The following is a 12,004-nucleotide window of genomic DNA, read 5'->3' on the forward strand; positions in this document are numbered from 1 at the left end:
AAGGAGGGGCGGCGTCAACGGGGCCGTTCGCGCGCGCGCTCAGTGCGCGCGGGCGAACATCTCGTTGAAGGAATAGCCGGAGCCGCGGACGGTGCGGATCGGGTCGGGCTGGCGCGGGCGGTTCAGCGCCTTGCGCAGGCGGCCGACATGCACATCGACCGTGCGCTCGTCGATATAGACATCCTGCCCCCACACGCCGTCGAGCAGCTGCTCGCGCGAATAGACGCGGCCCGGCGACTGCATGAGGAATTCCAGCAGCCGGAACTCGGTGGGGCCGAGATGCAGCTCGCGCCCGGCGCGGTGAACGCGCTTGGTCTCGCGGTCGAGCTCGATGTCGCCGGCGCGCAACAGGGTGGAGATGTGCTCGGGCTTGGCCCGGCGCAGCAGCGCGCGCACCCGCGCCACCAGCTCCGGCACCGAAAACGGCTTCACCACATAGTCGTCCGCGCCGGTGGCGAGGCCGCGCACGCGCTCGGTCTCTTCGCCTCGGGCGGTGAGCATGAGGATCGGCATGCGCTCGGTTTCCGGCCGGGCGCGCAGGCGCCGGCACAGCTCAATGCCGGAGAGACCGGGCAGCATCCAGTCGAGGATCAGGAGATCCGGCACGCTTTCGCGCAGCCTTGTCTCCGCCTCGTCGCCCCGCCCGACATTATCGACCGAATAGCCTTCGGATTCGAGATTGTAGCGGAGCAGGAGGGTGAGGGGCTCCTCATCCTCCACGATCAGTATGTTGGTGGGCATGATGTCGTCCCCGAGCGTTCGCGGGTCGCCGGCGTCAGGCCGGGAACGCGACGCTGGTCAGGCTGCTGGTATCCTGCTTCGGCCGCTCCTCGGTGAGCAGCTGGCCGGTGACAAGATAATGGATGGTTTCCGCGATGTTCGTCGCGTGGTCGCCGATACGCTCGATGTTCTTGGCGCAGAACAGCAGATGCGTGCACAGCGAGATGTTGCGCGGGTCCTCCATCATATAGGTGAGGAGCTCGCGGAACAGCGAGGTGTAGAGCACATCGACCTCGCCATCGCGCTGCCAGACTTCCAGCGCCCGCGTCTCGTCGCGCGTGGCATAGGCGTCGAGCACCACTTTCAGCTGTTCGAGCACGATGGTGGACATGTGCTCCACGCCGCGCACCAGCTTCTGCGGGTGGAATTCGCCGGTGAGGGCGAGCACGCGCTTGGCGGTGTTCTTGGCGAGGTCGCCGATGCGCTCCAGGTCGTTGGCGATGCGCATGGCGGCGACGATTTCGCGCAGATCGCCGGCGAGCGGCTGGCGACGGGCGATGATGAGCACCGCCTTTTCCTCGATCTCCCGCTGCAAGAGGTCGACCGGCCCGTCGAGCACGATCACCTTCTGCGCCAGCTCGGTGTCGCGCTTGACCAGCGCCTGCACGGAATCGGCGACCAGACGCTCCGACTGTCCGCCCATTTCGACCACGCGGCGGCCGAGTTCCTTCAGGTCGGTGTCGAATGACGAGACGATATGTTCGGTCATGGGGCAGGCCTCTCTCGTCGCGGGCTCAGCCGAAGCGGCCGGTGATGTAGTCGCGGGTGCGGGCTTCGCGCGGGTTGGTGAAGATCTCGTTCGAAGCGGCGACCTCGATGAGCTCGCCGAGATAGAAGAAGGAGGTGATGTCGGCGCAGCGCGCCGCCTGCTGCATGTTGTGCGTCACGATGACGATGGTGAATTCCTGCTTCAGCTCGTCGATCAGGTCCTCGATCTTCGAGGTCGAGATCGGGTCGAGCGCCGAGGTGGGCTCGTCGAGCAGGATCACTTCCGGCCGCACGGCGATGGTGCGGGCGATGCACAGGCGCTGCTGCTGGCCGCCCGACATGCCGAGCGCCGAGGTGTGCAGGCGGTCCTTGGTCTCTTCCCAGATCGCCGCCTTGCGCAGGCACCATTCGACGCGCTCGTCCATCTGCGCCTTCGACAGGCGCTCATGCAGCTTCACGCCGAAGGCGATGTTGTCATAGATCGACATCGGGAACGGCGTCGGCTTCTGGAACACCATGCCGATGCGCGAGCGCACGACGGTGGAATCGAGGTCCTTGCTCAGCAGGTCGGCGCCGTCGAACAGGATCTTCCCTTCCGCGCGCTGGCCGGGATAGAGCTGATACATGCGGTTGAAGATGCGCAGCAGCGTGGACTTGCCGCAGCCGGAAGGCCCGATCATCGCGGTGACGCGCTTTTCCGGGATTTCGAAATTGATGTTCTTCAGCGCATGGTTGTCGCCGTAGAAGAAGTTCAGCTTCTCGACCTTGATCTTGGCTTCGGCCGACGGCGCGGTGGCGCGGTTGACGGCGGAGGCGATGTCGATCGACGTTTCGGGTGCGAAATTCATGGTCCGTCTCACTTCATCTTCGCCAGGACGAGGCGGGAAAGGATGTTCAGGGTCAGAACCCCGACGGTGATGAGCAGGGCGCCCGCCCAGGCCAGCGCGACCCAGTCCTCGAACGGGCTGGCGGCGTATTGATAGATGGCGATCGGCAGGCTGGCCATCGGCGCGTTCAGGCTGATCGACCAGCCATTATTGCCGAGCGAGGTGAACAGCAGCGGCGCGGTCTCGCCGGCGGCGCGGGCAACGGCGAGCAGGATGCCGGTGACGATGCCGGCGCGCGCGGCGCGCCAGGTGACGAAGGTGACCACCTTCCACTGCGGCGCGCCGAGCGCGAAGGCGGCTTCGCGCAGGCCGATCGGCACCAGGTTCAGCATGTCCTCCGTGGTGCGGACCACGACCGGAATGATGATGATCGCCAACGCGATAGCCCCCGCCCAACCGGAGAAGCCGCCGAACGGCACCACCAGCAACTGGTACACGAACAGGCCGATCAGGATCGACGGCGCCGAGAGCAGCACGTCATTGACGAAGCGCACGGCGTTGGCGATCTGGGTTCCACGGCCGTTCTCGGCGAGGAAGGTGCCGCACATCAGGCCGATGGGCGTGCCGATGAGGAGCGCGACGCCGATCTGGATCAGCGAGCCGACAATGGCGTTGAGCAGGCCGCCGCCGGCGCCGGGAGGCGCGGTGATCTTGGTGAAGACGTGCGGGCCGAGCGCGGGCAGGCCGCGGATCACCAGGGTCCACAGGATCCAGGCGAGCAGGATGAGCGAGAGCACGGCGAAGCCGGTGCTGATGACCTTGACCGTGTAGTCGGTGGCGCGGCGGCGGGCGAGGGATGCCATGTGTGTCTCTCCCTCAGCCCTTGAGCCGGGAACGGACGAGCAGGCGCGAAAGCGCGAGCACGATGAACGAAATCACGAACAGGATGAAGCCCAGTTCCAGCAGCGACTGGAGTTTCAGCGAGCCGGTGGAGGCTTCCGGAAACTCGTTGGCGATGGTGGAGGCGATGGTGGCGCCGGGGGCGAAGAGCGAGGCCGACATGCGCGTGGCGTTGCCGATGACGAAGGTCACGGCCATGGTCTCGCCCAGCGCGCGGCCAAGGCCGAGCATGACGGCGCCGACCATGGCGGTGCGGCCATAGGGCACCGAGACGTTGCGGTAGACCTCATAGGTGGTGGCGCCGACGCCATAGGCGGATTCCTTGATCATCGGCGGCACCGATTCCAGCACCTCGACGAACATGGCGGTGATGAAGGGCAGGATCATGATCGCCATGATCAGGCCGGCGGTGAGCATGCCCGCGCCGAGCGGCGGGCCCTGGAACAGCGCGCCGATCACCGGCAGCGGGCCCAGCCATTCGATCAGCGGCGGCTGAACATAGGCGGCCATCAGCGGCACGATGACGAAGAAGCCCCACATGCCGTAGATGATCGACGGGATCGCGGCGAGCAGCTGGATCGCGACGCCGATCGGCCGGCGCAGCGGGCCGGGGGCGATCTCGGTCAGGAAGAAGGCGATGCCGAAGGACAGCGGCAGGGCGATGATCACCGCGATGACGGCGCTGAAGACGGTGCCGAACACCATCACGCCGGCGCCGAACACCTCGGTCACCGGGTTCCACTTGGTGGACCACAGGAAGGAGATGCCGAATTCCTGCAGGGCCGGCAGGCCGCCCTTGAACAGCATGGCGATGATGAGGCCGAGCAGCAGCAGCACGAGAATGCCGCTGGCCCAGAGAATGCCGACGAAAATCGGGTCGCTTACGCGTCCCGTCGGCTTGTGCGCCGCGATCAGGCCGGCCTCCGCCTGCCTTCCGCTGAGAGTGGCATCCATGTCGTATGATCCTTGGAGCGCCTTGTCACCCTGAGCCGCGATCGGCCGGAGGGGCGGCGTACTACTGGGACGGAACAGGTATCGACGCGGCAGAGTACTGCTCGCCGGAGCAGACGAGAAGAGGCGGCCAGGGGCCGCCTCTTCGAGGTGCGGTTCAGGATCAGTTGGTCCAGACGGCCTTGCCGTCGGCCTTCACGTCGCTCGCCCAGGCCTTCTTGATGTCGGTGACAACGGCGTCCGGGAGCGGGATGTAGTGGAGCTTCTCGGCGATGGCGTCGCCTTCCGCACCATAGGCCCAGTCGAAGAACTTGATGACTTCCGCCGACTGCGCGGCATTGGTCGGGTTCTTCGGCAGCAGGATGTAGGTGGCGGAGGTGATCGGCCAGGCGCCTTCGCCAGCGGTGTCGATCATCGAGGCGGCGAAGTTCTTCGCGCCCTTCCAGTCGGCGGCGGCGGCGGCTTCCATGAACGCCTTGGTCTCGGGCTTCACGACCTTGCCGGCCTTGTTGACGAGGTCGGTGGTGGCGAGCTTGTTGGCGGCGGCGTAGATGAACTCGACGTAGCCGATGGCGCCCTTGGTGTTCTTCACGGTGCCGGCAACGCCTTCATTGCCCTTGGCGCCCGCGCCGACCGGCCACTGGACCGAGGTCGCCGCGCCGACGTTGGACTTCCAGTCGGCATTGGTGGCGGCGAGGTAGGAGGTGAACACGAAGGAGGTGCCCGAGGAGTCGGAGCGGTAGACCGGCACGATGGCGATGTCGGGAAGCTTCGCACCCTTGTTCAGGGCGGCGATCTTCGGGTCGTTCCACTTGGTGATCTTGCCCTGGTAGATGTCGGCGATGGTGGCGCCGTCGAGGGTCAGGGCGTGGTCTTCGCCGAGATTGACGATGGCGACCACCGAGCCGATCACGGTCGGGAACTGCAGCAGGGTGGCGGATTCGAGCTTGTCGTCCTTCATCGGCGCGTCGGAGGCGCCGAAGTCGACGGTGCGGTTGACGATCTGGTTCTGACCACCGCCGGAACCGATCGACTGATAGTTGAGGCCGGTGCCCGTCTTCTCCTTATAGGCCGCAGCCCAGGCCTGATAGACCGGAGCCGGGAAGGAGGCGCCAGCGCCGTTGATGTCAGCGGCGAAGGCGGCGCCGGAAACCAGGGCGCCGAACGACAGCGCAGCAGCGCCGAGCAGATGGGTGAATTTCAAGGGTCTTCTCCTTAGGTCGGGAGATGGGCAGCCTGGCCGAAACGACGCCGGCCTGCCCGATTGGCCGAAGGGCGGTGGACAGTTCACTCGGGAGTCTTACCGCCCGGGCACCAAGGTTCTATGACCCTTCGATGAAGCCTTGATGACAGTTCAAATTACTGAAAATATTGAACTTATCGCTTCGGCGCCGATGCCGTCGACAAACGCACGGAGAATGTCGAGCCAACGCCCGGCGTGCTCTCGATGCCCATCTTGCCGCGATGGCGGGCGACGATGTGCTTGACGATGGCAAGGCCGAGCCCGGTGCCACCCTGCTCGCGCGAATGGGCGGTGTCGACGCGGTAGAAGCGCTCGGTGAGGCGCGGCACATGTTCGGGCGCGATGCCGGGGCCGAAATCGCGCACCGTCGCCACCGCGTCCGTGCCCTCGCGCGCGACGGTGATCTCCACCCGCCCGCCGGTGCCGCCATATTTCAGCGCGTTCTCGACCAGGTTCTCGAACACCCGGATCAGCTCGTCGCGGTCGCCGCGCACCTCCACCGGCTCCGCCGGCGGGGTGAACAGGATATCGACGCCGCGCTCGCGGCCGAGCGGGGCGAGCGCCTCGCGCACATGGCCGACCACGGCGCCGAGATCCACCGCCGCCTCCGGGCGCAGATGCGCGTTCAGTTCGATGCGCGAGAGCGAGAGCAGGTCGTCGATCAGCCGCGACATGCGCCGGGCCTGCTCGTTCATGATTTTGAGGAAGCGCTCGCGGGCATTGGCGTCGTTGCGCGCCGGCCCTTGCAGGGTCTCGATGAACCCCGACAGAGAGGCCAGCGGCGTGCGCAGCTCATGGCTGGCATTGGCGACGAAATCCACCCGCATCTGCTCCACCCGCCGCTGCGGCGTGAGATCGACGAAGCTGACCAGCACCGCCTCGATCGGCGCGCCCTCGCGCAGCAGGCCGGGCCGGATCGGCACGATGTCGGCGCGCAGCCAGCGGTCGAGCGGCACGCGCTCGGCAAATTCGATGCGGCGGGCGGTGCCGTCGGCCACCGAGGCCCGCAGCGCTTCCAGCACCTCCGGCACCCGCACGGCGAAGGAGACGGGATCGCCGACGCGCACGCTGGCGAGCAGGCCGACTGCCGCGGTGTTGGCGGCCAGAACCGTGCCGCGCGCATCGAGCAGCAGAGCGGCCTCGGGAAGGGCACGCACCAGCGCCGGCAGCCGCTCCTCGGCACGCGGCGAGGATTTCGGCTCGCCGCTGAAGCGGGCGAGCGCTGCCGCCACCGGGCGCTTGCGGGTCGGCAGCAGGGCCGCGAAGGCCACCAGCAGGCCGATGGTAAGACCCGCGCCTGCCGTCATCGCCCCGGCCCAGATCGCCCCGGCGAGGCCGAGCGCGGCGGCGGCCAGCACCCAGCGGGCGCTGACGAGGCGTTCCCGCAGCGTTTCCTCCGCCAGTTGCCGCGTCTCGTTGACGGCCATGCCCGCGTTTCCTGCCCGATGTTTATGGCGCGGCGTTCGCCCGCTTTAAGGCGCGCCGCGCTTTCCTGATATGCTTTCTGAGCCGGCATCGGAAGGCGAATCGCTCGTGGCGGGCGCTGATCGCGACGCACGGCCCGAACCTTCCGCAGTCCGGCACGTTGCCCTTATGATCGTGTTGAAAGGCTTCCATATGACGAAGCGGCCCGCCGCCCCCAAGGCGCTGACACAAGGGAGCGAAGAGGCGGAACTCGCGGCCGCCGTGGCGGGGTTTTCGGTGGAGGCGGCGGAACTGCCGCCGCTGATCGCCGAGCGCGCCTATGGCAGCGGCGATTATCCCTACACAGACCGGCCCAAGCGAAAGACCTATGAGGCCGAGCTGCACGCGCTGCAGATCGAGCTCTTGAAGCTGCAGGAATGGGTGAAGGCGCAGCGCGAACGCATCGTCATCGTCTTCGAGGGGCGGGACGCGGCCGGCAAGGGCGGCACCATCCACCGCCTGACCCAGCACCTCAACCCGCGCTTCGTGCATGTGGTGGCGCTCGACAAGCCGACCGAGGCGGAAGCCGGGCAATGGTACTTCCAGCGCTACATCGCCCATCTGCCGCGCCGGGGCGACATCGCGATCTTCGATCGCTCCTGGTACAACCGCGCCGTGGTCGAGCCTGTCATGGGTTTCTGCACGCCGCAGGAAACCGCGCATTTCCTTGAACAGGTGCCCACCTTCGAGAAGATGCTGGTCGATGACGGCATCCGCCTGTTCAAGATCTGGCTCGATATCGGGCGGGAAATGCAGCTGCTGCGCCTGCATGAGCGCCATCAGGACCCGCTCAAGCGCTGGAAGCTCTCCCCCGTCGATCTCGCCGCGCCAGCGCGCTGGGACGCGATCTCGGCGGCCCGCGACGCCATGATCGCGGCGAGCCACACCCCGGTGCCGTGGTCGGTGGTACTAGGCAACGACAAAATGCGGGCACGGCTCGGCGTTATTCGTCAAATCCTCGCCCAAATTCCGTATGAGGGCAGGGAGGATGGCGTCGTCGGGATTCCCGATCCCGCCATCGTGCTCGACGGCCGCGCCTTTCTGGCGCGTTCCGCCCCTTGAATCGCCTGCCGCATGTGAAGGACGCCTGATGCGCCATTATGGGATCGCCAGCCTCGTGCTGGGCATCGGCCTGTCCATCGACCTCAGCGGCGCGAGCGCCGACCCCATGCCCGCCCCCGCGGCGGATTACCACGCCCGTGCCCGCGCGCTGCCAGGTGTGGAGCTCAGCGTGGCGCATCATCAGGGCAAGGTGCGGGTCGAAGTCGAGCGCGGCAACCTGCCCAATGGCATGGTCAGCCTGATCGATCTCCCCACCAGCAGCGTGATCGTGATGGTGGACGTGCCCGGCATGGACCGCATCGCCGTCGAGACGGACATGCCGCCCGGCTTCGCCTTTTCCGACGCCAAGCGTCAGGGCACCCGCGCGGGGAAGGGCGAGGTGCTGGGCGAGGCGTGCGACCTGTGGCGGTTCGCCGTGCCGGCGCTGAACCAGCCGGTGGAAAGCTGCATCACCGCCGACGGCATCGTGCTGCGCACCACCACGCAGATGAACGGCAAGCCGGTGGTGCTGTTCGAGGTGACCGAACTCTCCCGTACGCCCCAGGACCCCGCCACGTTCGCCCTGCCCAAGGGTATGAAGCCGAGCAAGATTCCGCCCAGCATGCGCGCCCTGCTGCCCGGCCTCGTCCGCTAGAGCGCGCGCCGCCTCAGCCGGCGGCGCGACGGCGCTGCGGCTTGGAAGCCTCGCCCGGGGCAGCGTCCGGCTCGATCACCGGCAGGGCGGCGAGCGGATCGGGCGAGATGCCCTTTTTGGCGTCGAGCCGGCGTCGGCTCATCATCAGTTCGCGCGCGCCCATCAGGATCAGCGCGATGGCGAAGGGCGTGACGTAATAGAGCAGGCGCAGCAGCAGCAGCGCGCCGAGCAGCGGCTCGGTCTCGAATTGCGGCAGCGCCACCAGCATCGCCGCGTCGAACACGCCGAGCCCGCCCGGCGCATGGCTGGCGAAGCCGAGCAGCGTGGCGGAGATGAACACCACGCCGAGCGCGATCGGATCGATATAGGGCTGCTGCGGCATCAGCACATACATGGCCGCGGCGCAGAAGGAGAGATCGATGATGCCAATGACGATCTGCAGCAGGGTGAGCTTCCACCCCGGCAGGGTCACGGTCCAGTGCCCCTTGCCGACACCGATGCGGCGCGGCTTCAGCCCCACCCAGGTGACATAGGCGGCGAGGCCGGCGAGCAGAGCGAGGCCGATCAGCCGGTTGACCCAGGGGGGCAGGTGGTCCACGGCGCTGGCCGCCCAGGGCTCGACCGAGACGCCGAGGCCGAGAATGGCGATGTTGCCGAGCCAGAAGGTGAGGCCGGTGATGAAGCAGAGCTTGGCCACATCCACCGCGCCCAGCCCGTGCGCGGAATAGATGCGGTAGCGCACCGTGCCGCCGGTAAAGGCGGAGAAGCCGATATTGTGGCCGATGGAATAGGAGGTGAAGGAGGCGAGCGCCGCGACCCGATAGGGCACATGCGGCTTGCCGATGGTGCGCAGGGCGAACCAGTCATAGAAGGTGAGGGTGAAATAGGCCCCCGCCACGAGCAGCGCCGCCACCCCGATGCGCCAGGGATCCGTGCCCGAGATCGCCTCCAGCACCTCGGCGGGCCGGATGTTGCGCAGCATCTTGTAGAGCACGAAGACGGCGATGCCGATGATGACGAGGCTCGCGACCAGACCGAGCGTGTGCCAGCCAAGCCGCGCGCGCAGCCAGCCGGCGATCGCCTTCAGTCCCTTCATCGCGTCTCCGTCCCTGCTGTTATGCCAGTGTGCCGGCCAGCCCTAGCAGACCCGGCGGCCTTGTGAAACACGGTCGACCAAGCGTCGCATTAGCGCATCCCGCCGGCAGGCGCCACAGGACGCCGGACATGTGACGCGGCGGTGACGCGCGGGCCGTGACGCCCCGTCCCCACCCGTTCACAGCCGGACCGGATAGCCGATCTCGATGGTACGCGGGCGCGGCAGGCCGAAGCGGTCGACCGAGCGCTCGGCATTGCGGGCGAGGAAGGCGAAGATATGGGCGAGCACGTCGCGCACGCCCAGAATATCGTCGGGCGGCATCACACGCTCGTGACCGATGACATAGACCGCATCGTCGGGATCGATGCCCTGGGCGTACAGCGCCGGACCCAGCACGGCCGGCACATCGATCTGCTGCATATAGCCGAAGCGCACATCGATGCGCAGATGGGCGGAGTCGAGCGGCAGCACGCGCACCCGCTCATCCACCGGCACGCGCGGGCGCGAGGCGACCCACACCGAGACGATGACGGCGCGGGTGAACTGCACATTGAGCAGTTCCGACAGGCGACCCAGCGCCACCGGCGTCATGGCTCCGCCACGGGAAAGGAAAATGGCGGTGCGCGGGCTCACCGCGCAGCCCGCCGGGCGACCCTTGGCGACGAAATCGTCCAGCGGCTCGGTGAAGCGGCGCTGCTGCAGCCCCACCCCTTCCATGCCGCGCCGCCACGACACCATGACCACCAGCACCAGCGCGGCGATGGTGACCGGAAGCCAGCCGCCATCGTGCAGCTTGGTGAGGTTGGCGGTGGCGAAAGAGAGGTCGATCACCCCCAGCCCGCCCGCCAGCCCCACCAGCGCCGGCCAGGGCCAGTGCCAGCGGCGGCGGACATAGGCGACGAACAGGAAGGTGGTGGAGACCATCGCCATCGCCACGGCGATGCCATAGGCGGAGGCGAGCCGGTCGGAGGAGCCGAAGGAAACGACGATGGCCGCGCAGGCCGCCATCATGATCCAGTTCAGCCGGCCGACATAGATGTGCTGGTCATTGTGCTCGCTGGTGTAGCGGATGCGCATCGGCGGCAGGTAGCCGAGTTCGATGGCCTGCTTGGCGAGGGAGAACACGCCGGTGATGATGGCCTGCGAGGCGATGATCGTCGCCAGTGTCGCCAGTATCAGCAGCGGCACCTCGAACATTTCCGGCGTCAGGTCGTAAAACGGGTTGCGCACGGATTCGCGGTGCACCAGCACATTCGCGCCCTGGCCGTAATAGTTGAGCAGCAGGGACGGCATGGCGACGAACAGCCAGGCGCGGGTGATGACCGGCCGGCCGAAATGGCCGAGATCGGCATAGAGTGCCTCACCGCCGGTGACCGCCAGGAAGGTGGCGCCGAGAATGAGCCCGGAAAGAAGCGGGTTGTCGGCGAGCAGCAGGATGCCGTGGCGCGGATCCAGCGCCGCCAGCACCTGCGGCGCCTGCACGATGCCATGGATGCCCAGCGCCGCCAGCGACAGGAACCAAATCAGCATCACCGGCCCGTAAAAGGCGCCGATGCGCTCCGTGCCCGCCCGCTGGGAGATGAAGACCAGCAGAATGACCAGCACCGTGGCGGCGACGATCCAATGGTCGAGCTCGGGGGCGATCACCTCCAGCCCCTCCATCGCCGACAGCACCGAAATGGCAGGCGTGAGCACGCCATCGCCAATGAGCATGGCGGCGCCGACGAGGCCGGCGATCAGTAGGAACAGGCGCTTGCCGGTGGCGGAGCGGTGCAGGTCCAGCAGGGTGACGAGGGCGAGGATGCCGCCTTCGCCGTCATTGTCGGCCCGCAGCACCAGCATGACGTATTTCAGGGTGACGGAGAGAATGATCGCCCAGCTGATGAGCGAGAGCAGGCCCAGCACGTCGGCATCGGACACGCCCGGGCCGCCCACGGCGTTCAGCCCCTGCTTGAACGCATAGAGCGGGCTGGTGCCGATATCGCCGAACACGACGCCAAGCGCCGCCAGCTCGGCGGTGAAGGGGATCGCCCGGCGCCCGGCGGAGCGGCGCTCAGCCATGCAACGCCCCCTCGCCGCGAACGGCGCGCCGACGGCCGGCACAGGCGGCAGGGTCCCACCATCCGCCAAAGGGGAGGCAGGCAGAGAGCATGGGCGCAGAAAGCGAGGCGAAGGGACGGGGCATCAAGGCCGATTCACGCAGAACAATGCCGAGGCATCGGGGGCACCGCAGCAATACCCCGCCGCGCCATCGCCGCCAAGCGCTGTGTGAGCACCGCCGGGGCGGCGTCAGGCCCCCTATCCGAGCGCGCATTGCATGTTCACACACGAATGTGACC

At 67.4% G+C, this 12,004-nt stretch carries 11 protein-coding genes; 2 read left to right on the forward strand and 9 right to left on the reverse strand.

Annotated features, from left to right (window positions below; all coding sequences use genetic code 11):
* Nucleotides 1–39: 39 nt before the first annotated feature.
* The 7 genes from phoB to K9D25_RS04665 form a co-directional block, all read right to left on the reverse strand.
* Nucleotides 40–741, reverse strand: a complete 702-nt coding sequence (gene phoB, locus K9D25_RS04635; RefSeq protein ID WP_018388729.1) for a phosphate regulon transcriptional regulator PhoB — start codon at nt 739–741, stop codon at nt 40–42.
* A gap of 34 nt (nt 742–775) precedes the next feature.
* Complete coding sequence (gene phoU, locus K9D25_RS04640) at nt 776–1,489, reverse strand: phosphate signaling complex protein PhoU (RefSeq protein WP_244379768.1); 714 nt, start codon at nt 1,487–1,489, stop codon at nt 776–778.
* A gap of 25 nt (nt 1,490–1,514) precedes the next feature.
* The gene (gene pstB, locus K9D25_RS04645) at nt 1,515–2,336 is read right to left on the reverse strand and encodes a phosphate ABC transporter ATP-binding protein PstB (RefSeq protein ID WP_244379770.1); all 822 of its coding nucleotides are present in this window, start codon (nt 2,334–2,336) and stop codon (nt 1,515–1,517) included.
* Between the two features lie 8 nt (nt 2,337–2,344).
* Nucleotides 2,345–3,178, reverse strand: a complete 834-nt coding sequence (gene pstA / locus K9D25_RS04650; RefSeq protein WP_244379772.1) for a phosphate ABC transporter permease PstA — start codon at nt 3,176–3,178, stop codon at nt 2,345–2,347.
* Between the two features lie 13 nt (nt 3,179–3,191).
* Nucleotides 3,192–4,169, reverse strand: a complete 978-nt coding sequence (gene pstC / locus K9D25_RS04655; protein ID WP_244379774.1) for a phosphate ABC transporter permease subunit PstC — start codon at nt 4,167–4,169, stop codon at nt 3,192–3,194.
* Between the two features lie 160 nt (nt 4,170–4,329).
* Nucleotides 4,330–5,370 (reverse strand): phosphate ABC transporter substrate-binding protein PstS, encoded by a 1,041-nt coding sequence (pstS, locus tag K9D25_RS04660; RefSeq protein ID WP_244379776.1) that lies wholly within the window; start codon nt 5,368–5,370, stop codon nt 4,330–4,332.
* Nucleotides 5,371–5,543: 173 nt separating this feature from the next.
* On the reverse strand, nt 5,544–6,836 hold the full coding sequence (locus K9D25_RS04665) for an ATP-binding protein (RefSeq protein WP_244379778.1): 1,293 nt from the start codon (nt 6,834–6,836) through the stop codon (nt 5,544–5,546).
* 190 nt (nt 6,837–7,026) lie between these two features.
* On the opposite strand from K9D25_RS04665, the gene ppk2 reads away from it, so the two are divergent.
* On the forward strand, nt 7,027–7,935 hold the full coding sequence (ppk2, locus tag K9D25_RS04670; protein WP_244379780.1) for a polyphosphate kinase 2: 909 nt from the start codon (nt 7,027–7,029) through the stop codon (nt 7,933–7,935).
* 28 nt (nt 7,936–7,963) lie between these two features.
* On the forward strand, nt 7,964–8,569 hold the full coding sequence (locus tag K9D25_RS04675; RefSeq protein WP_244379782.1) for a hypothetical protein: 606 nt from the start codon (nt 7,964–7,966) through the stop codon (nt 8,567–8,569).
* Between the two features lie 13 nt (nt 8,570–8,582).
* Here K9D25_RS04675 and K9D25_RS04680 read toward each other — a convergent pair whose 3' ends face one another.
* Nucleotides 8,583–9,665, reverse strand: coding sequence for a UPF0104 family protein (locus tag K9D25_RS04680; protein ID WP_244379784.1), 1,083 nt, complete (start codon nt 9,663–9,665; stop codon nt 8,583–8,585).
* A 177-nt stretch (nt 9,666–9,842) separates the two neighbouring features.
* A complete protein-coding gene (locus K9D25_RS04685; protein ID WP_244379794.1) occupies nt 9,843–11,726 on the reverse strand; it encodes a potassium transporter Kup in 1,884 nt (627 codons plus the stop codon).
* Between the last annotated feature and the right edge of the window lie 278 nt (nt 11,727–12,004).

It is taken from the genome of Ancylobacter polymorphus (assembly GCF_022836935.1).
Taxonomy (GTDB): domain Bacteria; phylum Pseudomonadota; class Alphaproteobacteria; order Rhizobiales; family Xanthobacteraceae; genus Ancylobacter; species Ancylobacter polymorphus_A.